Below are 25604 nucleotides of genomic sequence, written 5' to 3'. Positions count from 1 at the left end.
TGGTGCTCCCGTGCGCCCGGCCCGTCCGGTGCGAGGCTCCGACACCCGCTTCATGCTCCATCTCTTCTATTCGAACCGTCACGAGACGCTGGCCGACGCGCTGCTCGACGACCTGGCCGCGTTCCCGGCCCGCAACGGCCCGTGGGCGCCACAGCAGGTCATCGTGCCGAGCGCGGCGCTGCGCCGGCGTCTGGAACTCGACATCGCCGCGCGCCACGGCGTGTGCGCGAACGTCGAATTCACGTATCTCGCGCAATGGCTGTGGGCGCAGATCGGCCGCGTGCTGACGGTGCCGGCACGCTCGCCGTTCGCACCCGATCGCCTCGTGTGGCGCTGCTACCGGCTGTTCGCGCAGGGCGCGGGCGGCGCGCCGTGGCTCGCGTCGCCGCGGCTGGCCGCGTATCTGTCCGCGTCCGACGATGCAATGCGCTACGAGCTCGCGCAGCGCGTCGCGGCCGTGCTCGATCATTACCTGACTTACCGGCCCGAATGGCTGGCCGCATGGCAGGCCGGCGAATCGGTGCTCGCGGGCGACGCCGCGCCGCGCGGGATCAGCGACGCCGCACGCGACGACGAGCGCTGGCAAGCCGCATTGTGGCGCGCGCTGCTCGCGGAGCTGAGCGACAGCGGCACGCCGCCCGCGCATCGCTTCCTCGTGGAGGCGCGCAACCTCGATCCCGAAACCGTCCCGCGTGCCGACTGGCCGGAATCGGTCAGCGTGTTCGCGCTGCCGACGATGCCGCCGCTGCACGTCGCGCTGCTGCGCGAGCTGTCGCGCTGGATCGACGTGCGCGTCTATGCGCTCAACCCGTGCCGCGAATTCTGGTTCGACATCGTCACCGCCGCGCATGCCGAGGCGCTCGACGCGGCCGGCCGGCTCGACTACCAGGAAGTCGGCCATCCGCTGCTCGCCGAGTGGGGCCGGCAGACGCAGGCGCAGCTGCACATGTTGCACGAACTGACTGAAAGCGCCGCGTCGGGCGATGCGTCGCGTTTCGTCGGGAATCCCGCGCCGACCTGGCTTGCGCGCGTACAGAACGCGATCCTCGACCTGCAGCCGGAGGCCGCGCTCGGAGAAGCGCCGGTCGAGCGCGGGATCGAGGTGCACGTGTGCCACAGCCTCGCGCGCCAGCTCGAGGTGCTGCACGACCGCCTGCTCGCATGGTTCGATGCGGACGCGACGCTGCAGCCGTCCGACGTGCTGGTGGCGGTCGCGGATCTCGCGGCGGCCGGGCCGCTGATCGATGCCGTGTTCGGCACGGCGGGCGCCGGCGGCGCGCGCGTGCCTTACCGGATCACCGGCCTGCCGCCATCGCAGGCGAACCCGGTCGCGCGCGTGCTGCTCGAATGGCTCGCGTTGCCGGAACGGCAGGTCGGCGCGCCGGAGCTGGTCGAATGGCTGCGCGTCGACGCGGTGGCGGCCCGTTACGGCATCGACGCGGCCGCGCTCGAGACGGTGCAGACCTGGCTCGCGGCCGCCGGCGCGCGGCGCGGGCTGTCGCCGACGGCGAGCGACGATGCGGCGGTGCCTGCGCCGCGCCATACGTTTTCCGATGCGCTCGCGCGGCTGTTCCTCGGCTATGCGATGCCCGAAGGCGCGGCACCGGTCGGCGCGTGGCTGCCGATCGAGGCGGCAACCGGCAGCGAGGCCGAACTGCTCGGCCGGCTCGCGCGCTTCACGGACGATCTCGACGGCTTCTCGCGACGGCTTGCCGACGCACACACGCCGCGCGCATGGAGCGAACTGTTCGCCGACACGCTCGCACGGTTCTTCGACTCCGGCGCCGCGTATGCCGATGCGCTCTCGGGCGTGCGCGACGCGCTCGACGCGATGCTCGCCGCGATGACGGAAGGCACCCCCGACGAGGCGTTGCCCGCGGCCGTCGTGCGCGCGGGGCTGGCCGCCGCGCTCGACGATCCGGCGCGCGGCGGGGTGCCGTGGGGCGGTGTCACGTTCTCGTCGCTGACGAGCTTGCGCGGGCTGCCGTACCGCGTCGTGTGCCTGCTCGGGATGGACGACGGCGTGCTGCCGAGCCTCGCCCGCGCGGACGAGTTCGACCTGATGGCCGTGTTGCCGAAGCTCGGCGACCGGCAGCGCCGCGACGACGAGCGCAACCTGTTCCTCGACCTGCTGCTCGCCGCGCGCGACCGGCTGCTGATTGCCTATACGGGGCGCAGCATTCGCGACAACGCGCCGTTGCCGCCCGCGGCGCTCGTCGACGAACTGCTCGATCATCTCGCGCTCGTCACGGCCGGCGAGGACGCCGCGCCGGACGCGGTCGATGCCGCGCGGCGCGCGTTCATCGTCGAACATCCGCTGCAACCGTTCGCGGCCGAGTATTTCCGGCCCGGCAGCGAACTGGCTTCGTACGACGCCGAGCGCGCGACACTCGCGTCGCTGCTGGCAGCCGAAGCCGCGCGCGACGCGACGCGCGAGCAGCCGTTTTTCGCGCAGCCGCTGCCGGCCGAGCCGGTCGAGCCCGTCGCGTTCAGCGAATTCGAACGTTTCTGGCGGCATCCGGCCCGCGCGCTGCTGCGTGCGCGGCTCGGCATCGTGCTGTCCGACGCGCAGGCCGAACTGCTCGACACGGAGCCGTTCGCACTCGACTTCGCGGGCAGCGACGCGCTCGCCGAGCGCGTGCTGCCGCTTTTGATCGAATCGGACGAAGGCGGCGTGCACGATCATGCGCTGCGCATCGCGGACGCCAGCCCGGAACTGCCGGGCGGCGCGACGGGCGCGGTGTGGCGCGACCAGGCGCTCGGCTCGATGACGCAGCTCGCGTCGAACGTGCGGCGTGCGCTGGCCGACGGCATGGAACGGCGGCCGTTCACGCTCGCGATCGCGCCCGCATGGCCCGACACCGACCAGGCGCTGTTCGGCGCCGACGACGCGATGCTGTCGCGCGATGCGGTGAGTGCGCCGCTCGAGCTGCACGGCACGCTGAACCGGCTGACGCCGGCCGGCCAGATCATCTATCGCTATGCACGGCCGAGCGCGCGCGACTACCTGTCCGCGTGGCTCGCGCATCTCGTCTATTGCGCGGTGGAGCCCGGCGGTCCGCGCCGCACGCTGTGGTTCGGCAGCGGCGGCGCCTTCGAGCTGACGCCGGTCGCGGCGCCGCTCGAGCGCCTCGCGCCGCTGGCCGCGCTGTTTCGCGCGGGGCGGCGCATGCCGCTGCGCTTCTTCCCGCGCAGCGCATGGGCGTGCGTGTCCGACGGCGAGGCGAAGGCCGCGAGCGTATGGATCAACGAGCGCGTGGTGAGCGAAGCCGACGATCCGGCCATCGCGATCGCATGGCGCGGCGCGCATCCGTCGCTCGACGAGCCGTTCGGCACGCTCGCACGGCTCGTGTTCGAGCCGATGCTCGAACACCTGAAGGAGGTCGCATGAGCGCCGCATCCCAGCCGCAGGCGGCGCTCGAACTCGACGTGTTCGCGTGCCCGCTCGACGGCGTCAACCAGATCGAGGCGTCGGCCGGTACCGGCAAGACCTGGAACATTTGCGCGCTTTACGTGCGCCTGTTGCTGGAGAAGGATCTCGGCGCGGACGAAATCCTCGTCGTGACCTTCACGAAGGCGGCGACGGCCGAATTGCACGAACGGATCCGCGGCCGGCTGGCGCAGCTCGCCCATGCGCTCGATACCGGTGACGACGGCGGCGATCCGTTCGTCGCGCGCCTGCTCGAGACGACGCTCGGCGCAGCCGGCGCGCTCGACCCCGAGACTGCCGCGAAGCGGATCCGGCGTGCGCTGCGCGCATTCGACCAGGCGGCGATCCACACGATCCACGCGTTCTGCCAGCGTGCGCTGCAGGAAGCGCCGTTCGCGGCCGCGATGCCGTTCGCGTTCGACATGCAGGCCGACGACGCGGCGCTGCGCTTCGAGCTTGCGGCCGACTTCTGGCGCACGCGCGTCGAACCGCTGGCCGCACGCTGGCCGGGCTTCGCGACGTGGCTCGTCGATTCGGGCGCGGGCCCGGCCGCGCTCGACGCGCAGCTCGCGCGCCGGCTGAAGAAGCCGCTCGCCGCGCTGCGCTGGGACGGCGTCGACGAACCGGACGAATCGGCCGAGGCCGCTGCCGCCGAGTGCTTTGCGGAAGCCGCACGGATGTGGGCCGCCGAGCGCGACGCGATCGACGCGTTGCTGCGCACCGCGCAGCCCGCGCTCAACCAGCGTTCGCACAAGCCCGACGCGCTCGCCGATGCGCTCGCAGCATGGTCCGCGCATTTCGCGCAGGGCAATGCCGCGGCCGCGCTGCCGAAGGCGGCGCTCAAGCTCACGCGCACCGCGCTCGTGAAGGCGACGAAAAAGGGCGGCGCAACGCCCGAGCATGCGTTCTTCGATGTCGCCGATGCGCTCGAAGCGGCGGTGGCCGCGGCCGAGGCCGCGCAGCGCGCGCGCTGGCTCGCGCTGATCGCCGACTGGCTCGACACTGCACCGGGCGCGCTGGCCGAACGCAAGCGCACGCGCCGCGTCGTGTCGTTCGACGACCTGCTCGCGAACCTGTATCACGCGCTGCATGCGCATCCGTGGCTCGCCGAGACGCTGCGCGCGCGCTATCCGGCCGCGCTGATCGACGAATTCCAGGATACCGACCCGCTGCAGTTCGCGATCTTCGACCGGATCTTCGCGCCGGGCGGCCCGCTCTTTCTCGTCGGCGATCCGAAGCAGGCCATCTACAGCTTCCGTGCGGCGGATCTGCACACGTATCTCGCCGCGCGAGCCAGCGCGAGCGCGTGCTACACGCTCGCGGTCAACCAGCGCTCGACGCCGGCGATCGTCGATGCGTGCAACCGCTTCTTCATGTCGAACCCGCGCGCGTTCGTGCTCGACGGGCTCGACTATTACGCGGTGCGGGCCGGCACGCGCGTGCGTGCACCGTTCGTCGACGGCACCGATCCAGGCCCGGCCGGCGATTTCCGGATCTGGGCGCTGCCGGGCGGCGACGGCACGCTGCTCAAGCGCGACGCACAGGCACAGGCCGCGCAGGCGTGCGCGGCCGAGATTGCCCGGCTGATGCGCGGCGCGCGCGAAGGGCATGTGCGGCTCGGGCGTACGCCGCTGTCGCCGGGCGACATCGCGGTGCTGGTGCAGACGCACCGGCAGGGCAGCCTCGTGAAGCGCGTGCTCGCGACGTGGGGCATCGGCAGCGTCGAGCTCGCGCAGGCGTCGGTGTTTTCGACCGGCGACGCGGAGCAGCTCGAGCGCGTGCTGGCGGCGATCGATGCGCCGGGCGACCTGCGGCGCCTGCGCGCGGCGCTGGCGGCCGACTGGTTCGGCCTCGATGCGGGTGCGCTGTGGCGAATGGAGCAGGGCGACGCGTCGCGCGAAGCGGACGACAGTGCGGACGCGATGAGCTGGGTCGAGCGCTTCTCGCGTTATCGGCTGCTGTGGCGCGAACGCGGCTTCGCGGTGATGTGGCGCACGTTCACGCGCGAGTTGCGGATCGCCGAGCGGCTGATGGCCGGCGCGGACGGCGAACGCCGCGTGACCGACATCAACCATCTGGCCGAGCTGACGCAGGCGCGCGCGTCCGCGCAGCCGGGCATCGCGCCGACGCTGCGCTGGCTCGCCGCGCAACGGCTCGACGGCGGCGGCGAGGAAGCCCAGTTGCGTCTCGAATCCGATCGCAACCTCGTGCAGATCGTGACCGTGCACAAGTCGAAGGGCCTCGAATACGCGGTCGTGTTCTGTCCGTTCCTGAACGACGGCGGGCTGCGCGAGCCGCCCGCGTCGGCGCTGCCCGACGCCCGCGAGTATCACGACGACGCGGGCGACGCCGTGCTGCATTACGGGTGCGACGACGAAGCCGCCGAGCATGCCGCGCGCCAGGCGCTGCGCGAACAGGCGGCCGAACGCGCGCGGCTCGTCTACGTGGCGCTCACGCGCGCGGTCTATCGGTGCTATCTCGTCGCCGGGCCTTATCTGTCGTCGCGCTCGACCCGCGAGGCGCGGCGCAGCGTGCTGAACTGGCTCGTGGCCGGCGCCGGCCAGTCGTTCGACGCGTGGCTCGACGAGCCGCCCGACGAAGCGGCGCTCGATGCGGCGTGGCAAGCACTCGCGAGCGGGCCCGTGAGCGTTGCACCGTTGCCGGTGCCGGCACGCCGTGAGCGGCTCGCGGCCGGGCACGACGCATCGCAGACGCTCGCGGCACGTCATGCGACGCGCGTGTTGCGCGACGCGTGGCGGATGGCGAGCTTCAGTTCGCTGACCGCGTCGATGGCACGCGAGGAAGCAGGCGTCGCGCTCGTGCCGGACGACGAGCTGCGGCCCGATCACGATGCGCTTGCCGCCGTGGCGCCGGACGGCGCGTTCGTCGTGGCCGACACGGCGGCGGCCGAGCCGCCGGACGACGACATCCTTGTGTTTCCGCGCGGCGCGGCAGCGGGCGAATGCCTGCACCGCCTGTTCGAACTCAGCCGGTTCACCGAGCCCGATTCGTGGCACCGGGCGGCGCTCGGCGCGTTGCACGACCGGCCGGTCGAGGCCGAGCCCGAACTCGCGACGCGCCTGCCGGCGATGATGGCGCGGCTCGTCGGCGATGTCGTGCGCACGGAGCTCGTGCCGGGCATGCGGCTTGCGGATCTCGATCCCGCCAGGCGGCTCGACGAAATGGGTTTTCTGTTCCCGGCGCCGTCGCTCGAGCTGGGCGCGCTGCGCCGGTTGCTGGTTGCGCACGGCTATCCGGACGTTGCGCTGGACGCGGGCATGCTCGCCGGTTTCATCAAGGGTTTCATCGACATGATCGTCGAACACGACGGCCGCTTCTGGATCGTCGACTGGAAGTCGAACCACCTCGGCAATACGCCGGATGCCTATGGTCCGCGCGCGCTCGACGTCGCGATGGCCGATCACGCGTATCACCTGCAGGCACTGCTCTATACGGTCGCGCTGCATCGCTATCTGCGCGGGCGGCTGCCCGACTACGACTACGACACGCACATGGCGGGCTACCTGTACCTGTTCGTGCGCGGCGTGCGGCCCGGCTGGCGCAGCGGCGGCGAACCGGCCGGCGTGCATGCGCGGCGGCCCGCGCGCGAACTCGTCGATGCGCTCGACCGGATGATGGAAGGGGGCCGCGCATGAACGTCACCGACGATACGCTCGAATTCACCGCTGGCCTCGTCGCGCGCCTGCCCGAGCCCGCGGATTTCGGCATCGCGCTCGCGGAAGGGTTCGCGCGGCGCATCGGCGACCTGTCGCGCCGCGCGGGTGCGCCGGCCGCGGCCGCGCGCTGGGCGGCACGCGCCGCGTTCGCGACGAGCCGGGCGACCGCGGGCGGTCACGTGTGCGTGTCGCTCGGCGCGCTCGCGCAACGCTACGAGGAACCGGTCGACGACGTGCGCGCGGCGCTTGCCGCGAGCGGCGTGGTGGCGTTCGGCACGCTCGCGCGCGGCGACGAGCGGCCGCTGATCGTCGACCGGCTCGACCATCTGTATCTGTCGCGCTATTTCGACTACGAACGTCGGCTCGCCGATGCGCTCGTCGCGCAGGCCGGCGCCGCCGCGCCGGGCGACGCGCTGTCGCCGGACCGGTTGCGCGACAGTCTCGCGCGTTACTTCGGGCCCGCGACGGGCGACGTGGACTGGCAGCGCGTCGCGGCGATCGTTGCGCTGACGGGACGCGTGACGATCGTCAGCGGCGGCCCCGGCACCGGCAAGACGACGACCGTCGTCGGCGTGCTGGCGTGCCTGCTCGACGCGCATCCGGGCTTGCGCATCGCGCTGGCGGCACCGACCGGCAAGGCCGCGCAGCGGATGCAGGAAGCGCTGCACGCGCGGGCGGGCGACCTGCCGCCGGAACTTGCCGCGCGCCTGCCGGACACGTCGTACACGCTGCACCGCCTGCTGGGCGGCGGCGGCGCGGCGGGCTTCCGCCATCATCGCGACAATCCGTTGCCGTACGACCTGATCGTGGTCGACGAGGCGTCGATGATCGACGTCGCGCTCGCCGCGCATCTGCTCGATGCGCTCGCGCCCGGCGCTCGGCTCGTGTTGCTCGGCGACAAGGACCAGCTTGCCGCGGTCGAAGCAGGCGCCGTGTTCGCCGAACTCAGCGCCCGGCCGACGTTTACCGCCACGGCGCGCACGCGCATCGCGGACGCGCTCGGGGTCGACGAGGCGGCGTTCGTCGCGGCGTTGCCGGTGCCGGACGGCGAGGCGGCGGGGGCGGCCGGGGCGGTTGCCGCGCCAATTCCAGCGCCGGCATCCGTTCCGTTACCGGCTGCTCCCGCGCGCAAGGCGTCGGCGCGGCGGAACGTGGATACGCGCCAGGCGTCGCTGTTCGACGACGAGCCGCAGGCTGAAGCGGTTTCGCCGGCCGATGCCGCGCCACCCGCGGCTTCGTTGCCGCCTGCGGCGCTTGCGCCGACCGACACCGATCGCACCTCGGCCGCCGCCGATCCTGCATGGATCGAGGCCGGCGAGCTCGCGTGGCTCGACGCGGTCGAGCTCACGCCGTTCGATCCGGCCGCTGCGGGCGATTCGGCATGGGCGTCGACCGTTGCAACGCGCGCCGCGGACGGCGTTGCCGCCGCGTCCCCCGCACCCGCACCGCTCGCGGACTGCGTCGTGTGGCTCGAACGCAATTACCGCTTCGGTCTCGATTCGGCGATCGGCCGCCTGTCGCTCGCGATCCGTCGCGGCGACGTGCAGGGCGCGCTCGACGCGTTGCCGACGGACGAGGCCGCGGCCGCGTCGTTTCATGACGATGCGGGCGACACGCTTGCGGCGTCGACCGTCGAGCGGCTCGCGCGCCGGTTCGGCGCCTACCTCGATGCGTTGCGCGCCGCGTTGTCCGCGCCGGTGCCCGACCCGTTGCCGTTGTTCGATGCGCTCAACCGCTTCCGGATCCTGTGCGCGACGCGCACGGGCTCGCGCGGCGCCGAGCACGTCAATGCGCTGGTGGCCACGCATGTGCGGCATGCCGCGCGCGTGCCGCTCGCGGTCGGCGCACACTGGTTCACCGGGCGGCCGATCATGGTGACGCGCAACGACTATGCGCTCGGGCTGTTCAACGGTGACATCGGCATCGCGCTGCCGGACGCGCACGGCGTGCTGCGCGTGTGGTTCCGCCGCGCGGACGGCTCCGCGCGCGCCGTGTCGCCTGCAGCGCTGCCGCCGCACGAAACGGCGTTCGCGCTGACCGTCCACAAGTCGCAAGGCTCCGAATTCGACGAGGCCGCGCTCGTGCTGCCGGCGTCGTTCAGCCGCGTGCTCACGCGCGAACTCGTCTATACGGCCGTCACGCGCGCGCGTACGCGCGTGCAGGTGATCGGCCCGCGGCGTGTGCTGGCGCAGGCGGTCGCGACGCGCACGCAACGCGATTCGGGCCTCGCGGCCCGCGTCGACGAGGCACTCGCGCGGCGCCGCAAGGAGACGTCGCGATGATGATCCGCTACACGCTCGATCCGGCCGAGGTCGAATGGACCGCCGTGCGCGCACAGGGCGCGGGCGGCCAGAACGTCAACAAGGTATCGAGCGCGATTCACCTGCGCTTCGACATCCGCGCGTCGTCGCTGCCGCCCGTCATCAAGGAGCGGCTGCTCGCGCTGTCCGACCAGCGCATCACGCGCGACGGCATCGTCGTGATCAAGTCGCAGGAATACCGCACCCAGGAGAAAAACCGCGAGGCAGCGCTCGCGCGGCTCGATGCGTTGATCGGCAGCGTCGCGTTCACGCCGCGCGCGCGTGTGGCGACACGGCCGACGCGCGCATCGAAGGAGCGGCGGCTCGAACACAAGTCGCGCCGCAGCGTGGTGAAATCCGGAAGAGGGAAGGTGATCGACTGACGGAAGATCGGCCCGGCCGGCATGGCGGGGCGCCGCCGCGCCCGTCAGCGCATCACGGTGCCCGCGCTGTCGAGCACGAAGTCGACGCAGAACACGACGAGGCGGCTTTGCGCGCGAATCGCGACGGCCGCCGTGTAGCAGTCGCGGCCTTCGGTCAGCGAGAAGTGCGGGCCCATCAGCGCGACGCGCCCCGGCGCCGCGATCGCGCGCTGGAAGTACGGGCGCCGCGACCAGTTGCTGTGCGTCTCCGGGAACAACGGTGCGAGCCGCGTGCCGCTCGCCTGGCCATCCTCGGGGCGCGCGCCGATCGACGGCAGGAACTGTTCGCCGATCTCGTCCGTGACGAACACGCGGCGCGCGGCCGGCACCGCGAATACGCGCTGCGCGGCGTCCTGCAGGTTGCCGCTCGCGGAAAAGGCAGCCGCGCCGGTGAGCACGAGCCGCTCGATCGCATCGAAGCCAGGTTGCTCGGCGATCGCAGGCGTATGCCGGCGCGCGATGAAGCGTTGCCACGCGGCGTCGAGCATTGCGGGCGCCGCGGCGCTCGCGTGCGCGATCGACGCATCGGGCTGGCCGAACTGGAAGCCCTGGACGAAATCGATATCGGCTTCCATCAGCGTCTGCAGCGCGTCGTCGCTTTCGACACCCTCCGCGAGCACCATTGCGCCGGCCTGGTGGAGCATCGATACCAGGTGATGCATGATGCGGCGATCGTCGGCCGACGCGTTCGCGCGCTCGACGAGCGAGCGATCGAGCTTGACGATATCGGGTCGCGCGCGCCACACGCGGTCGAAATTCGAGAATCCGGTGCCGAAATCGTCGATCGCGATCAGGAAGTCGCGATGCTGGATCATGTCGATCGTGCGGGCGAGCGCGGCTTCGTCGCGCGACGGCTGCTCGACGACTTCCAGCACGATGCGGTTCGGCGGCAGCGCGAAATGACGGCACAGCGCCTCGACGAATTCGCGCTGCACGAGGCCCGAATCGAGCACGCGTGGCGTCACGTTCAGGAACAGCCAGCCGTCGCCGATGCCCTGCGCGACGAAGTTGGCCGTATGCAGGCAGCGGGCGAGCCGGTCGAGCAGCAGCGCGTCGGCAGCAGCGCGCGTCTTGTCGAACAGCGCGACAGGCGAAGCCAGCGTACCGTTCTCGTCCACGACGCGCAGCAGCGCTTCATAGCCGACCACGCGCTTGTGCGTGATCGACAGCACGGGTTGGAACACGCTGCGCAGCGTCGTGTCGCGATACGTGGCGATCCAGCCGCTGGGCGTCGGTGTCAGGCGTTCGAGCAGGGAATCGAGCGAGAGGTCGCGGGCGGGCTTCATGTCAACGACGCCCTGGGGCGATCGGGGGACGGTATCGTGCGCGCCACGCAGAAGCCGTCGCACGCGCAGGTGGACGCGAAAGAACGTGGTGCATCGTGACCGCCTTCTGCGGATGAGTGCTACGAGTGTAACGGGAATGGCGCGGCGCGCGTATCAGGGTAACTCCAGACGCAAACGCTACACCGTCGCGTGGACCGGGCTGTCCGCCCGCAAGCGCGACACGCAAGGGCCGCCGGTCGTGCACGCGGCGACAGCGCCGCGTGTGCCGCGTGCATTGCGTGCGAAGAAGGCCGGCGGATCAGGAAAACGGAAAAACGGACAAGCCATGCGGCTGCATCGGCATCAGATGCAAAACGACCTGCGCCGTCGCGCTCCGGTCCATGCGCGGCGCTCGACGAACGGTGGCCGGCGCGTCGCGGGAAACCTGCAACCGGCAGGGTGCGGGCCCTGCGCGTCGCTCAGGTCGCTTCGCCGCCGCGCGGGCCCAATCCGGGAATCCGCTTGATCACGCCGGTCGCAAGCGCGGTGCCGACGAGCACGATCGCGCAGCCTTCGATCATCACGACCGACACATGTTCGCTGAGGAACAGCGCGCCCCACAGCAGGCCGAACACCGGGATCACGAACGTCACCGTAATCGCGCGGGCCGGGCCGACATGCGCGATCAGGTAGAAGAAGATGAAATACGCGATGCCCGTGCAGGCGATGCCGAGCGCGAGCACGGCGCCCCACGCATGCGCGCTGACGGCAGCCGTGGGCCAGGTCGCGATCGCGAACGGCAGCAGCAGCACGGTCGAGCCGATCATGCTGCCGGTCGCGTTGACGAGCGGGTCGACGCCGCTGAGCGTGCGCTTCGTGTAGTTGGCCGCGATGCCGTACAGCAGCGTCGCGCCGAGCGCGGCGGCGGCAGCCAGCGCGGTGGCGCTGGCGCCGGTGCTGCCGTTTGCGTTGGCGACCTGGTCCCACACGAGCGTGAGCACGCCGGCAAAGCCGATCACGAGGCCGAGTGCGCGCGGCAGCGACAGCTTGTCCTTCAGCCAGAGGTAGGCGACGAGCGCGCCCCACAGCGGCGTCGTCGCGTTGATCACCGACGTCACGCCGGCCGACAGCGTCAGCTCGGCGAACGCGAACAGGCAGAACGGGATGCCCGAGTTCAGCGCGCCGACGACGAACAACGGCCATGCGCGACGGCGCAGCTGCGCGCCGAGCTCGGCGGGCTTGAAGCGCGTCAGCGCGAAGCCGGTGAGAAACAGCGCGCCGATACCCACGCGCAGCGCCATCAGCGGCGCGACACCGAAGTCGGCGACGCCGACCCGGATGAACAGGAACGACGCGCCCCACAGGGCGGCGAGGACGGTCAGCAGAAAGGCGTTCTTGGGCGACATCGAGCGTGGCGGGCGAGGGGACGGGATGCAAAGGATCTTACACCGCGTTACCGCGCCGTCGTTTCACGATCGGATGAAACGGCAAGAAACGGCCAGAAACGGGAATGTCGCCGGTCGCCGGCCCGGGGCGACCGGCCGCGCGAGACCGGCTGCGGATGGAGCGGCGCGCTCAGTGATGGTGGTGCCAGCCGCCGCGTCCGCCGAAGCCGAAATTGAGCGACAGCGCGGGTCCCCAATAACCGCCCCATGCCGGCGCATACGCGGGCGCCGGGTAATAGTAGGCGGGGCCCGGATCGACGTACACGGGCGCCGGCTGTACCGGTGCGGCCGCGTAATAGCCGCCGGGATAATAGCCGTACGGGTAGTAGCAGCCGGCGAGCGTCGTGCACGCGAGCGCCGCGGCGGCGAGTGCGACGAGGGTCCTGTTCATGATGTCTCTCCGGCGGAGCCGGCAATCGGCAGATGCTTAAGCTTAGGCCGCGCGGCGATGACAAGATGCGCAAAACGGTAACGGATCATTTCCGGGCCGCTGCGTCGTGTTGCGGCGCCGCATACGAAAAACGGCGCTTCCGCCGCGCGGAAACGCCGTCAGGCCGGAGCTTGCCGCGCGTCGCGCGGCAGCCGGGTAAGCCGGCCGGCTTATTTGCCGACCTGGTTGCCGATGATGCCGCCGGCGGCTGCGCCGCCCAGCGTCGACAATGCGTTGCCGCCGATCGCCGCGCCCGCGACGCCGCCGACACCCGCACCGATTGCCGTATCGCGCTGGCGCCGCGTCATCGAATCGCAGGCCGACAGGCTGGCCACCGTCGTGACGAGCAGCGCGCATACCCCAAAACGCCGAATCGAAGCATTCATGATCGTTGTCCTTGCGGTAGTGAACGGAAGGTCGCATGGCCGGATTGCGGCCGCGCATGAAACCAATCTACCTGCCGTCCCACCGGGCTGCTGTAAGGACTTGTTAAGACTCCGACGGTTTCGTAATCAATTGTTTCCCTTGCGCCGGCAGGCACGACGCATGCGCGGGCACGCAAAAAAGCCCGCTCGAAAGCGGGCTTGGTGCAGTGCGCCACGATGCGGTCCGTGCGGACCGCCGCGCTCGCTGGCTGACTTACTGACGGTGATAGATCTCGGCGCCGGTCTTCACGAACTCGACCGCCTTGACTTCCATCCCCTTCTTCAGCGCTTCGCTTTCCGACACGCCCTGTTGCGCCGCGAACTCGCGCACGTCCTGCGTGATCTTCATCGAGCAGAAGTGCGGGCCGCACATCGAGCAGAAGTGCGCGACCTTCGCGGAATCCTTCGGCAGCGTCTCGTCGTGGAATTCGCGCGCCTTGTCCGGGTCGAGGCCGATGTTGAACTGGTCTTCCCAGCGGAACTCGAAGCGCGCCTTCGACAGCGCGTTGTCGCGGACCTGCGCGCCGGGGTGACCCTTGGCGAGGTCGGCCGCGTGCGCGGCGAGCTTGTACGTGATGATCCCTTCCTTCACGTCGTCCTTGTTCGGCAGCCCGAGGTGCTCCTTCGGCGTCACGTAGCACAGCATCGCGGTGCCGAACCAGCCGATCATCGCGGCGCCGATGCCCGACGTGATGTGGTCGTAGCCTGGTGCGATGTCGGTGGTCAGCGGCCCGAGCGTGTAGAACGGCGCTTCCTTGCACCAGTCGAGCTGGAGATCCATGTTCTCCTTGATCAACTGCATCGGCACGTGCCCGGGGCCTTCGATCATCACCTGCACGTCGTGCTTCCACGCGATCTGCGTGAGTTCGCCGAGCGTCTTCAGCTCGCCGAGCTGCGCTTCGTCGTTCGCGTCGTAGATCGAGCCGGGGCGCAGGCCGTCGCCGAGCGAGAAGCTCACGTCGTACGCCTTCATGATCTCGCAGATCTCTTCGAAGTGTTCGTACAGGAAGCTTTCCTTGTGATGCGCGAGGCACCACTTCGCCATGATCGAGCCGCCGCGCGACACGATGCCCGTCATCCGGTTCGCGGTGAGCGGCACGTACTGCAGGCGCACGCCCGCGTGGATCGTGAAATAGTCGACGCCTTGCTCGGCCTGCTCGATCAGCGTGTCGCGGAAGATTTCCCAGGTCAGGTCCTCGGCCTTGCCGTTGACCTTCTCGAGCGCCTGGTAGATCGGCACCGTGCCGATCGGCACCGGGCTGTTGCGGATGATCCACTCGCGCGTTTCATGGATGTGCTTGCCGGTCGACAGGTCCATCACCGTGTCGCCGCCCCAGCGGATCGCCCACGTCATCTTGTCGACTTCCTCGCCGATCGACGACGTGACGGCCGAGTTGCCGATGTTCGCGTTGATCTTCACGAGGAAGTTGCGGCCGATGATCATCGGCTCGGATTCCGGGTGGTTGATGTTCGCGGGGATGATCGCGCGGCCGCGCGCGACTTCGTCGCGCACGAACTCGGGGGTGATCTCGGCCAGCGCGTTCGCGCCGAAGGCCGCGGCGCCGAACGCCTGGCCCGGGTGCTGGCGGCCCATCATCGCGGCGAGCTTCGCGCCGTTCGGGCCGCTCGACTTCAGGCTCTCGATGTATTCGGCGCGGCGCTGGTTCTCGCGAATCGCGATGTATTCCATTTCCGGCGTGATGATGCCTTGCCGCGCGTAGTGCATCTGCGTGACGTTCTTGCCGGCCTGCGCGCGGCGCGGGTTGCGGTGCAGGCCCGGGAAACGCAGGTCGGCGGTAGCCGGGTCGGCCGCGCGTTCGAGGCCGTACTGGCTCGACAGGCCGTCGAGCACTTCGGTGTCGCCGCGTGCCTCGATCCAGCGCTGGCGCAGCGCGGGCAGGCCCGCGCGGATGTCGATCTTCGCGTCCGGATCGGTGTAGGGGCCCGACGTGTCGTACACGTAGATCGGCGGATTCTTTTCGCCGCCGAAGCCGGTCGGCGTGTCGGCCTGCGTGATTTCACGCATCGGCACGCGGATGTCGGGCTGCGAGCCGGTTACATACACCTTTCGCGAATTGGGCAGCGGCGCGACGGCTGCAGCGTCGACGTGGGCGTCGGCAGACAGAAACTTCGGATTGGCGTTCATGCAATCTCCTGTGTGAGCGCCGGGCAGGCGCTTCGGCGCTTGCCCGGAGCCCTTGACGAATGTGGGGCTCGAGCTAAGCAGGAGACGAGGCTTGGTGAGGCGGCGGATTTCGTCAGAAGGATGGCGGTGAAATCCGTACGCTTCCCTGCGCTGGCATTATCCAGATCAGGTTCAAAGGGTATTTCTCACCCGCAATGCCGGTTGTTTGACCGAACGCATTGCAGGACCCCCGCGTTAGCAGCGCACACGATACACTGGCTTGGCGGCGGTTTCAACCGGGACGGGATCGGCCGTCCCGGTGCGGCCGCAGCATGGCGGGCGGTGTGATGGCCCGTCGAAATGACGGCGCGCTTCGCCGCCGCGCGGCCCCACGGCTCGGCCGGCCGCGGCGAAGCGGTGCAACATGGCGCGCCTTCGCGCGACCTCACAAAAAAAATTTCGCAGCGGCTGTCATTTCCCGCGACGTCGTCCGTCTATTCGGCTCCTTAAACCCATGTTTTGGAGAGATGTCATGAAAAACGTACTGGTCGCCACCTGTGTCGCTGCTTTCGCCACGCTTGCAACGGGCGCGTATGCGCAGAACGACGCGATGTCGCAAAACGGCTCGTCGATGTCGAAGGACGCGATGGGTCACGACGCGATGGCGAAGGACGGCGCGATGAAGAAGGACGCCATGAAGAAGCATGCGATGAAGAAGGACGCGATGAAGAAAGACGCGATGTCGCACGACGAGATGGGCAAGGCGAAGTCGGACGACAAGATGGCGCCGTCGAACTGACGGAGCCGGACAGGGCGTGCGGCCGGCGCGTGTGCTCGACGACGGCCGCCCGCGTCTCGTTTTGTCTCGACTCGTCTCGTCTCGTCGACGCGTTCCGGGAGTCTTCATCATGCAAACCGTTCCCGCCAGCGGGCGCGCGGCCGTCACGCCGCCCGCCCGCAAGATTCATCCCCTGTGGGTGCGCGTGAGCCACTGGCTCAACGCGCTCGCGGCGATCCTGATGGCGCTGTCCGGCTGGCGCATCTACGATGCGTCGCCGATCTATCCGCCGTTCGTGTTTCCGCACGGCATCACGCTCGGCGGCTGGCTCGGCGGCGCGCTGCAATGGCATTTCGCGGCGATGTGGCTGCTGGTCGGCAACGGGCTGTTCTACCTGACGATGTCGATCGCGACCGGGCGCCTCGCGCGCAAGATGCTGCCCGTCACGCCGGCGTCCGTGTGGCGCGACGTGCGCGCCGCGCTGCGCGGCCGGCTCGCGCACGACGATCTGAGCGTCTACAACGCGGTGCAGCGTGCCGCGTACCTGGTCGCGATCGTCGATCTGATCGTGCTGGTGCTGTCCGGGCTGACGATCTGGAAGTCGGTGCAGTTTCCGCTGCTGCGCGAACTGTTCGGCGGTTATGACAACGCGCGCGTCGCGCATTTCTGGGCGATGTCGCTGCTCGTCGCGTTCTTCGTCGTGCACGTCGCGATGGCGCTGCTGGTGCCGCGCTCGCTGCTCGCGATGCTGCGCGGGCGCTGACCCGTCAACTCCGGGTGAAGGAAATCATCATGTCGGATTCCGAATACAGGCGCGCTGATTCGCGCTGGACGCTCGACCGCAAGTCGCTCGAACTCGACGTGCGCCGCGAGCTGGAGATGCCGTCGCGGCGGCTGTTCAATCGCCGCATCCTGACGCTCGGCGGCCTGACGATGCTGACCGGCTGCACGCTGAAGGACGACGCGTCGGTCAACACGTTCCTCGAGAAGGTGTCGCGCATGAACGACCGCGTGCAGGCGTGGCTCTTCAGCGGCGAGCGGCTCGCGCCGACCTACACCGAGGCCGACATCACGCGGCCGTTCCCGTTCAACGCGTATTACGGCATCGACGACGTGCCGCACGTCGACGCATCGACGTACCGGCTCGTGCTGTCGGGCCGCGTGACGGGCAAGCGCGTGTGGACGCTCGACGAGCTGTATGCGCTGCCGCACGCGGAGCAGATCACGCGGCACATCTGCGTGGAAGGGTGGAGCGCGATCGGCCGCTGGGGCGGCACGCCGTTCGGCGCGTTTCTGGCGCGTGCCGGCGCCGATACGCACGCGAAATACGTCGGCTTCAAATGCGCGGACGACTACTACGAAAGCATCGACATGCCGACCGCGCTGCATCCGCAGACGCTGCTCGCATTCGACTACGACGGCCATCGCCTGCCGCCGGAATTCGGTTTCCCGATGAAGCTGCGGATGCCGACCAAGCTCGGCTACAAGAATCCGAAACACATCATGGAAATCTTCGTGACCGATACCTTCCCGGGCGGCTACTGGGTCGATCAGGGGTACAACTGGTTCGGCGGATCGTGATGCGGCGGCGCGCGAACGCGTGCTGCCTGCGTCGCGGCGTGTCACACGGATTCGCGCACCTGCAGGTCGACGCGCAGGCCGACCGCCGCCGCCATGTTCACGAGCGCGTCGAGCCCGAACAGGTTGATCTTGCCGCGCAGCAGATCGGACACGCGCGGCTGCGTGACGCCCAGCCGTTGCGCGGCCTGCGCCTGGCTGAGCTCGAGCTGCGCGATGCGCTGCTTGAGCGCGATCATCAGCTCGGAGCGCAGCTTCATGTTCTCGGCTTCGGCCGGCCGGCCTTCGAGTGCGTCCCAGACGCTCGCATGACGTTCGTTGCTCATCGTTTCCTCTCCATCATCAGCGCCCGGTAGCGTCGGGCCGCCAGGTCGATATCGGTCTTGCAGGTGCGTGCCGACTGCTTGCGGAAGCAATGCAGCACGTAGATCGCGTCGGCGAAGGTCGCGACGTAGACGATCCGGAACGCACCGCTCGCATCGCGCAGGCGAATCTCCCGCACGCCCGGGCCGACGGTTCGCATCGGCTTCCAGTCGTCGGGCGCGAGGCCGCGCTGCACCTGGTCGATCTGGTGGCCGGCTTCGCGGCGCGCGAGAAGCGGAAAGCCGCGCAGGTCGTCGAGTGCGGTGCCGACGAACACGACGGGCTTCGGCGCGAGAATGGTGGAATTATACAAAATTTTGTATGGGTGGTGTGCGGGTCGAAAGGGCGAATGTCGGCGGCCGGATGCGCCTGCCGACCGTCACCGATCATCACCATAAGCGCGAAGCGACCGCTGAAGCGCATGACTGGCCATCAGGCCGATGGAGCGATCGCTGCTGCAGGACGGGATGCCGGGCGGCCCGCGCGACGCCCGCGCCGCGCGTATCCGGCTCCCGCTCCGGTTGGTCCGGATGCCGAAAAATGTCGCGCCGAAACGTCAGTCGATAAGCTTTCAGACTGGTCTGATGATGCTTTCGAATCCTTGATGCCATAATGCCGAGCGTGCGCAGCCGAAGCGGCTCGCGCCCGTTTTTCGACCCTCTGCCGCCGCTTGCCGGTTCTTATTCGTCGCCGTTCGCACTGCCATGTCGTTCCGCACGTCCGTCTCCGCCTTCCCGGTCCAGTCAGGGCCGTTTGCCGGTTTCTCCGGCGTCTTTCAGCGGAGCACGCGACACGTCGTGCGGGCGGCCTGAACGATGACCCCGCTCGACCGCCTCCTCGATTTCCTCGCCCGCCTGCCGATCCGGATCCGCCTGCCGCAAAGCCGCGGCGGCCGCGTCGCGCTCGCCCTCGTCTTCATCTATTTCGTCTGGGGTTCGACCTACAGCGGCCTGCATTTCGCGCTGCAGTCGTTCCCGCCGCTGCTGCTGTCGGGACTGCGCAACCTGCTCGGCGGGATCGGCCTGTTCATCTTCGCGCTGCGGCGCAAGCCCGAATGGCCGACGCTGCTCGAAATCCGCAACTCGGCGATCGTCGGCACGATGCTGGTCGCGCTGTCGTCGGGCACGATCGCGCTCGGGATGCGCACGGTCAGCAGCGGCTCGGCCGCGGTGATGGTCGCGACGGTGCCGCTGTTCGCGACCGTGATCGCGGCGGTCGCCGGGCGCGCGGTGACGAAGGGCGAGTGGGCGGCCGTCGCGCTCGGGATGGTCGGCATCGTCGTGCTGAATTCGGGCGGCGCGGCCGCCGCGAACTCGGCGCTCGGCACGATCTGCGTGCTGGCCGGCGCGCTGTTCTGGGCGGGCGGCGCGCATCTCGCGACGCGGCTCAAGCTGCCGTCCGACCTGTTCCTGTCGACGTCGCTGCAGATCGGCCTGGGCGGGTTGATGTCCACGATCGGGGCGTGGCTGATGGGCGAGCGCATCGAGCAGGTCGCGGTCGCGCCGGTGTTCGCGTTCGTGTACCTGATGGTGTTCTGCACGATGGCCGCGTACGTCGCGTACGGCTACCTGATTCGCCACACGAGCCCGATCATCGCGAGCAGCTGCATGTATGTGAACCCGATCGTCGCGGTCGCGCTCGGCGCGCTGATGCTCGGCGAGCCCGTGACGACGGCAACCGTGGTCGCCACCGTCGCGATCCTCGGCAGCGTCGGGCTGTCGTTCCTGTTCGATCCCGCGCGCCGGCCCGCGGCGCGCGCGGCGGCCGATGCTGCGCCGGGCGTGGTGACCGTGGCGACCGCGGCAACCGTCGCCGCCGAACCGACGGCGGATGCGGCGTCAGTACCGGCTCAGGCGGCGATGCCGGAGCCGGCACCGATCCTCGCGCCTTCCGCGGTACCGCTTGCGGTGCCCGCACCGGCCGCCGTCGTGGACCCGGCCGCGGTCATGGATCCCGCGCAGGCATTCACGCCGCCGCCGGCCGTCAATCCGGCCGCGTCGCGGGCCGACGCATGACGCCGGTGCGCGACGCGGCGTTCAGCCGCGTCGTGCGCCGCGATGGTGGGACCAGCCGGCGAGTGCGGTAAACAGCAGGCCGGCCGCGCACATGCCGATCCAGCCAAAGGCGTGCCACGCGGCGACACCGGCCGACGAGCCGAGCGCGCCGCCGATGAAGTAGCACACCATGTACACGGTATTCACGCGGCTGCGCGCCTCGGGCTTCAGCGCGTAGATGCGCGACTGGTTCGAGATCTGCGCGGCCTGCACGCCGACATCCAGCACGATCACGCCGATCACGAGCCCGACGAGGCTCGTCCCCGACAGCGCAAAAATCACGAACGACGCCGCGAGCAGCGCGATCGCGAGCGAGATGATCGCGCGCGGGCCGCGCGTGTCCGCGAAACGGCCCGCGTACGGTGCAGCCAGCGCACCGGCCGCGCCGACGATGCCGAACAGCCCTGCGGCCTGCGGGCCGAGGTGGAACGGCGCACCGGCGAGCAGCAGCGTGAGCACCGGCCAGAACGCGCTGAACGCGGCGAACAGCGCGGCGCCCGTCAGCGACGCCTCGCGCAGCCCGCGCAGTTCGACCGCCAGGTGCCACATCGAGCCGAGCAGCTTGCCGTACGGCAGCGTCGACGTCGGCGAGCTGCGCGGCAGCCGCAGCACGATCACCGCGGCCAGCGCGACGAGCGCCGCGACCGACGCGCCGAACACCGCCCGCCAGCCGAAATATTCGGCGACGAAGCCGGCCGCCGTGCGCGCCAGCAGGATGCCGAGCAGCAGGCCGCTCATCACGGTGCCGACCGCATGCCCGCGCTCGGCCGGCGGCGCGATCTCGGCCGCGAACGGCACGGCCTGCTGCGCGATCGTCGCGAGCACGCCGATCGCCAGGCTCGCCACGGCCAGCACCGCCAGCGACGGCGCGGCCGCGGCGACGATCAGCGCGATCGACAGGCCCGCGATCTGCATCAGGATCAGCCTGCGACGATCGAAGCGGTCGCCGAGCGGCGCGAGCAGGAACATCCCGGCCGCATAGCCGAGCTGCGTCGCGGTCGGCACCGCGCCGATCCATGACGCGCCGTCCGGGAAGGCCGAGCGGAAGCTGTCGAGCAGCGGCTGGTTGTAGTAGATGTTCGCGACCGACACGCCCGCGATCGTCGCGAGCAGCAACAGCAGGCTGCGCGAGTAGTGGGGCGAGGCGGCGTCGGTCGGACGGTCGGTGGAGGCGGCGGACATGGCGGCAACGGAACGGAGTTGGGCGGCGTGGCGCGCGGCGCGGCGTCGGTGGCGCAGGCGGCCGGGCGCCGAGCGAGCGTGCCGATCATACCGGAGCACCGGGAATCGTGCCGGCGGTGCTGCGGCCCAGCGGCCCTGCGGCCCAACGGCTCAGCGGCTCAGCGGCTCAGCGGCCCAGCGGCCCAGCGGCCCAACGGCCCAACGGCCCAACGGCCCAACGGCTCAGCGGCTCAGCGGGCCCAGCGGCCAGAAGCCCAGAAGCCCAGAAGCCCAGAAGCCCAGAAGCCCAGAAGCCCAGAAGCCCAGAAGCGCAGAAGCGCAGAAGCGCAGAAGCGCAGAAGCGCAGAAGCGCAGAAGCGCGGTCGGCTGCGCGGCTGGCGCGATCGCAGCATGGCGGGCCGCGCTCAACCGCAATCAACCGCAATCATTCGACGCGGCCCCGACCGGCCGCAGCCGCTCGTCATGCATCCGCGATTGCGTACGGTTCAGTCGACCAGTTCCCCGCTCGGCTCATAGAACGGATACGGCCCGTCGCCTTCGTCCACGTACACGTGGTGGGACGTCATTCCCGTGTCCGGCGTATGGACGTGCACCGCGAACGCGGGCGGCTCGAGCCGGAACGCGGACGGCGCGTCCGCTCGCAAATCGAACGCGACCTGGTGCGCGGGCGCCGGCACGGCCGATGCGAGCGTGCCGCCGAAGCGCGTGAACATCGTCCGGTGCACGTGGCCGCACAGCACGCGCTCGACGTTCGGATAGCGCCGCAGCAGCGCGTCGAGTTTCGTGGCGGCGGCGGGCGCGAGGCGCAGCGCGTCCATATGTCCGATCCCGGACACGAACGGCGGGTGATGCAGCGCGACGATCACCGGCCGGTCGCGCGCGGCGTCGAGTTGCGCGGTGAGCCACGCGAGCCGCGCATCGCACAGGTCGCCGTGGCTCGTGCCGGGCACCTGCGAATCGAGTGCGAGCACGCGCACGGCGCCGACGTCGAGCGCGTACTGCACGAACTCGCCGTCCTGCAATTCGGGACGATCGGCGAACGCGCGGCGCAACCCCGCACGATCGTCGTGATTGCCGACCATCAGGTAATACGGAATCTCGAGCGGCGCGAGCAGGTCGCGCAGGTGGCGGTATTCGTCGTCGTGGCCGAAGTCGGTCAGGTCACCGGTGACGAGCACCGCGTCGGGCCGCGGCACCAGCGCGTTCAGCTTCGCGATGCAGCGCGCGAGCGCGGCGGCCGTGTCGACGCGGCGGTACGCGAGCTGGCCCGGACGCTTGATGTGGAGATCGCTGATTTGAGCAAGCAGCATCGTCGTTCCTCGGAATGTGTGGTTATCGTGGGGCGGTGTTACGCGGCGAGTGCGATCAGGCCTTCCGGCGCGATCGTGAGGCCGACCGCCGTGCCGCGCGCGAGCTCGATGCGGCCCGGTACGTCGATCACGAGCGCGTCGGGTGCCGCATGCTCGATCGTGAGCCGCGTGCGTTCGCCGAGGAACGCGCACGCGCCGATCGCGCCGCGCAGCGGCGCATGCGCGGGATCGGCGAGCTGCGCATCCTCCGGACGGAAGAACCACTCGTCGGCGGCATGCGGCGTGACGATCGCGCCCCCCGTCGTCACGAGCGCGCCGTCCTGCCATTGTCCTGCAAGCCGGTTCAGCGTGCCGATGAACTGCGCGACCGTGCGGTTCGCCGGGCGGTAGTAGATGTCGCGCGGCGTGCCGATCTGCTCGATGCGGCCCGCGCCCATCACGACGATCCGGTCGCCGAGCTCCATCGCCTCGGCCTGATCGTGCGTGACGTAGACGGTCGTCACGCCGAGCTCGCGCAACAGCGCATTCATCTCGCGGCGCAGCACGTCGCGCAGCTTCGCGTCGAGCGCGGTCAGCGGCTCGTCGAGCAGCAGCACGCGCGGGCGCACCGCGAGCGCACGCGCCAGCGCGACCCGCTGGCGCTGGCCGCCGGACAGCTGATCGACCGGTTTGTCCGCATGCGCGTCGAGCCGCATCATCGCGAGCAGCTCGTCGACGCGTTCGCGCAGCGCGCGCGGCTCGGTCTTGCGGATCTTCAGTCCGTAGCCGACGTTGCCGCGCACCGTGAGGTTCGGGAACAGCGCGTAGTTCTGGAACACCATGCCGACCTGGCGGCGCTCGATCGGCAGCGCGGTCACGTCGTCGCCGCCGAACCGGATCGTGCCGCCGGCATCCGGCGTGTCGAGGCCCGCGATCAGGCGCAGCGTCGTCGTCTTGCCGCAGCCCGACGGGCCGAGCAGCACGAGCGTCTCGCCCGCGCCGATCGACAGGTCGAGCGGTTCGAGCACGGGCGTGCCGCGGAACGTCTTCGCGCAGCGGGTCAGGGTGATGGGGGTGGAATCGAGTTTCATGGGAAGGGTAAGGTCAGCGCAGGGTCAGCGCGGGCGACGCTTCGGCGCGCGCGTGCCGGACGGATCGACGCCGAGCCACTGCATTGCGACGAGGAGCGGCAGCGTCATCAGCAGGAACACGATCGTGTACGCGCTGCCGACTTCGAGGCGCAGCGACGCATAGGTATCGGCGAGCCCGACGGGCAGCGTCTTCGTGTCGGGCGTATGCAGCATCCAGGTCAGGTTGAATTCGCCGATCGACAGCGTGAGCACCGCGAGCGCGCCCGCGACGATGCCGGGGCGCAGGTTCGGCAGCACGATCGTGACGAAGCGCGTGACGAACGACGCGCCGAGGCTCGCCGCGCCTTCCTCGAGCGTGCGCAGGTCGGCGCCGGCGGCGACCGCCGCGACCGCGCGCACCATGAACGGCAGCGTGAACACGACGTGGCCGACGACGATGAACCACAGGCTCATCCGGAACGCGGTGAAGCCGCCGTACACGACCAGCAGCGCGAGCGCCGACGCGAGGCCCGGCAGCGCGACCGGCAGCACGAGCGCTTCCTCGATCACGCGGGCGACGCGGCTCTTGCTGCGCGCGAGCACATAGCCGGCCGGCACGCCGACGACAAGCACGATCGCGAGCGTCGCGAACGCGACGCCGAGCGACAGCGCGACCGAGCCCTGGTACTGCTGCCACACCTGTTCGAGCCAGCGCAGCGTGAGGCCGCTCGACAGCCCCCGGAAATAGTTGACGGTGAGGCCCGCGAGTACCGACATCACGACGGGCACGATCAGGAACGCGCACAGCAGCAGCGTGACGCCCCACTGCAGCGCGGCGATCGCGCGCGCGCCCGACACGCGCGGCGTGCGTCGGGCGGCGCCGTTCGCCTGCGACGAAGCAGGCGACGGCGCGGACGAACCGGAAAGCGATTGCATGAAGGAATCCTCAGGCCGCGGCGGCGGCGGTGTGGCCGGTGAACCGGCGCGCGAGCGCGAGCACGGCCCACGTGACGATGCCGAGCACGATCGACAGGCCGGCGGCCGTCGCGATGTTCGCGTTCAGCGTGAACTCGGTGTAGATCGTCATCGGCAGCACGTTCAGGTCGGTGGCGAGCGTGAAGGCGGTGCCGAACGCGCCCATCGCGGTCGCGAAGCAGATCGCGCCGGCCGCGACCAGGCCCGGCGCGAGCGCCGGCAGGACGATGTCGACGAAGATGCGCCACGGCGACGCGCCGAGCGAGCGCGCGGCTTCCTCGAGCGACGCGTCGAGCTTCGACGCGGCCGCGATCACGGTGACGATCACGCGCGGGATCGAGAAGTACAGGTAGCCGACGAACAGCCCGGCAACCGAATACGCGAACACCCACTTGTCGCCGGTCAGCTTCGCGGACAGCATCCCGATCAGCCCCTGCCGGCCGGCGAGCATGATCACCATGAAGCCGACCACGACGCCCGGGAACGCGAGCGGAAAGGTGAGCAGCGCGAGCAGCACGCGCTTGCCGGCGAATTCGCGGCGCGCGAGCAGCAGGCCCGAGATCGTCGACAGCGCCAGCGTCGCGAGCGTGACGCCGGCCGACAACGCTATCGTTTCGCCGAGGCTCGTCATGTAACGCGCGTTGCCGAGCAGCGCCGCGTATTGCGTGAAGAACGCGCCGTCGGCGGACACCCGCACGAGCGCCGCCATCGGCAGCAGCCAGAACGCGGCGAACACCGCGAGCGCCGGCGCGACGAGGGCGACGCGCCAGCGCAGCGGGAAAGTCAGGTCGAGCAT

20 protein-coding genes and 1 riboswitch are annotated in these 25604 nt (G+C 70.2%); of the genes, 8 read left to right on the top strand and 12 right to left on the bottom strand.

The genetic code is table 11. The features are described from left to right. Window positions 1-52 precede the first annotated feature (52 nt). The 4 genes from recC to arfB are packed head-to-tail and all read left to right on the top strand — an operon-like array spanning window position 53 to window position 9790. Complete coding sequence (gene recC / locus DID98_RS28445) at window positions 53-3391, top strand: exodeoxyribonuclease V subunit gamma (protein WP_124571815.1); 3339 nt, start codon at window positions 53-55, stop codon at window positions 3389-3391. Beyond that, a complete protein-coding gene (gene recB / locus DID98_RS28440; protein ID WP_124571814.1) occupies window positions 3388-7086 on the top strand; it encodes an exodeoxyribonuclease V subunit beta in 3699 nt (1232 codons plus the stop codon). The genes recC and recB overlap by 4 nt, the downstream gene beginning before the upstream one ends. Then, a complete protein-coding gene (locus DID98_RS28435) occupies window positions 7083-9389 on the top strand; it encodes an AAA family ATPase (protein ID WP_124571813.1) in 2307 nt (768 codons plus the stop codon). Before recB ends, DID98_RS28435 begins: the two co-directional genes overlap by 4 nt. Continuing rightward, window positions 9386-9790 (top strand): alternative ribosome rescue aminoacyl-tRNA hydrolase ArfB, encoded by a 405-nt coding sequence (gene arfB / locus DID98_RS28430; RefSeq protein ID WP_044848015.1) that lies wholly within the window; start codon window positions 9386-9388, stop codon window positions 9788-9790. The genes DID98_RS28435 and arfB overlap by 4 nt, the downstream gene beginning before the upstream one ends. A gap of 44 nt (window positions 9791-9834) precedes the next feature. Here arfB and DID98_RS28425 read toward each other — a convergent pair whose 3' ends face one another. The 5 genes from DID98_RS28425 to thiC form a co-directional block, all read right to left on the bottom strand. Continuing rightward, on the bottom strand, window positions 9835-11115 hold the full coding sequence (locus tag DID98_RS28425; protein ID WP_124523883.1) for an EAL domain-containing protein: 1281 nt from the start codon (window positions 11113-11115) through the stop codon (window positions 9835-9837). 458 nt (window positions 11116-11573) lie between these two features. Continuing rightward, entirely contained in the window at window positions 11574-12500 is a 927-nt protein-coding gene (locus tag DID98_RS28415) for a DMT family transporter (RefSeq protein WP_124571812.1), read from the bottom strand. Between the two features lie 169 nt (window positions 12501-12669). Then, window positions 12670-12930: a hypothetical protein gene (locus DID98_RS28410; protein ID WP_044848012.1), complete on the bottom strand. Its 261-nt coding sequence runs from the start codon at window positions 12928-12930 to the stop codon at window positions 12670-12672. 209 nt (window positions 12931-13139) lie between these two features. Further along, the gene (locus DID98_RS28405; protein WP_044848011.1) at window positions 13140-13355 is read right to left on the bottom strand and encodes a glycine zipper 2TM domain-containing protein; all 216 of its coding nucleotides are present in this window, start codon (window positions 13353-13355) and stop codon (window positions 13140-13142) included. Between the two features lie 253 nt (window positions 13356-13608). Next, a complete protein-coding gene (gene thiC / locus DID98_RS28400) occupies window positions 13609-15540 on the bottom strand; it encodes a phosphomethylpyrimidine synthase ThiC (RefSeq protein WP_044848010.1) in 1932 nt (643 codons plus the stop codon). 124 nt (window positions 15541-15664) lie between these two features. Next, window positions 15665-15781, bottom strand: a riboswitch (TPP riboswitch). A gap of 270 nt (window positions 15782-16051) precedes the next feature. Between thiC and DID98_RS28395 the strand changes: the two genes are divergently transcribed. From DID98_RS28395 to DID98_RS28385, 3 genes are all read left to right on the top strand, one after another. Next, complete coding sequence (locus tag DID98_RS28395; RefSeq protein WP_124571811.1) at window positions 16052-16318, top strand: pentapeptide MXKDX repeat protein; 267 nt, start codon at window positions 16052-16054, stop codon at window positions 16316-16318. A gap of 109 nt (window positions 16319-16427) precedes the next feature. After that, window positions 16428-17060 carry a cytochrome b/b6 domain-containing protein gene (locus DID98_RS28390; RefSeq protein WP_124571810.1) on the top strand — a complete coding sequence of 211 codons (633 nt, stop codon included), beginning with the start codon at window positions 16428-16430 and terminating at the stop codon, window positions 17058-17060. Window positions 17061-17089: 29 nt separating this feature from the next. Next, window positions 17090-17878, top strand: coding sequence for a molybdopterin-dependent oxidoreductase (locus DID98_RS28385; protein WP_124487535.1), 789 nt, complete (start codon window positions 17090-17092; stop codon window positions 17876-17878). 41 nt (window positions 17879-17919) lie between these two features. Here the strand turns inward: DID98_RS28385 and DID98_RS28380 are convergent, their stop codons facing one another. Together DID98_RS28380 and DID98_RS28375 are read right to left on the bottom strand one after the other, a co-directional pair. Then, on the bottom strand, window positions 17920-18201 hold the full coding sequence (locus DID98_RS28380; protein ID WP_124487536.1) for a helix-turn-helix domain-containing protein: 282 nt from the start codon (window positions 18199-18201) through the stop codon (window positions 17920-17922). Then, on the bottom strand, window positions 18198-18551 hold the full coding sequence (locus tag DID98_RS28375) for a type II toxin-antitoxin system RelE/ParE family toxin (protein WP_124487537.1): 354 nt from the start codon (window positions 18549-18551) through the stop codon (window positions 18198-18200). The genes DID98_RS28380 and DID98_RS28375 overlap by 4 nt, the downstream gene beginning before the upstream one ends. A 502-nt stretch (window positions 18552-19053) precedes the next feature. Between DID98_RS28375 and DID98_RS28365 the strand changes: the two genes are divergently transcribed. Beyond that, a complete protein-coding gene (locus DID98_RS28365) occupies window positions 19054-20253 on the top strand; it encodes an EamA family transporter (RefSeq protein ID WP_124571809.1) in 1200 nt (399 codons plus the stop codon). A 21-nt stretch (window positions 20254-20274) separates the two neighbouring features. Here DID98_RS28365 and DID98_RS28360 read toward each other — a convergent pair whose 3' ends face one another. From DID98_RS28360 to DID98_RS28335, 5 genes are all read right to left on the bottom strand, one after another. Further along, entirely contained in the window at window positions 20275-21474 is a 1200-nt protein-coding gene (locus DID98_RS28360) for an MFS transporter (RefSeq protein WP_124571808.1), read from the bottom strand. A gap of 485 nt (window positions 21475-21959) precedes the next feature. Continuing rightward, window positions 21960-22784 (bottom strand): phosphodiesterase, encoded by an 825-nt coding sequence (locus tag DID98_RS28350; protein WP_124523888.1) that lies wholly within the window; start codon window positions 22782-22784, stop codon window positions 21960-21962. A 38-nt stretch (window positions 22785-22822) separates the two neighbouring features. Next, window positions 22823-23854 (bottom strand): ABC transporter ATP-binding protein, encoded by a 1032-nt coding sequence (locus DID98_RS28345; protein WP_124571806.1) that lies wholly within the window; start codon window positions 23852-23854, stop codon window positions 22823-22825. A 24-nt stretch (window positions 23855-23878) separates the two neighbouring features. Beyond that, entirely contained in the window at window positions 23879-24769 is an 891-nt protein-coding gene (locus DID98_RS28340; RefSeq protein WP_124571805.1) for an ABC transporter permease, read from the bottom strand. A gap of 10 nt (window positions 24770-24779) precedes the next feature. Next, a complete protein-coding gene (locus tag DID98_RS28335; RefSeq protein ID WP_044844947.1) occupies window positions 24780-25604 on the bottom strand; it encodes an ABC transporter permease in 825 nt (274 codons plus the stop codon).

Origin of the sequence: Burkholderia sp. Bp8984, from assembly GCF_003853755.1 — a bacterium.
Classification (GTDB): domain Bacteria; phylum Pseudomonadota; class Gammaproteobacteria; order Burkholderiales; family Burkholderiaceae; genus Burkholderia.
This window is presented reverse-complemented; position numbering and strand designations above follow the sequence as displayed.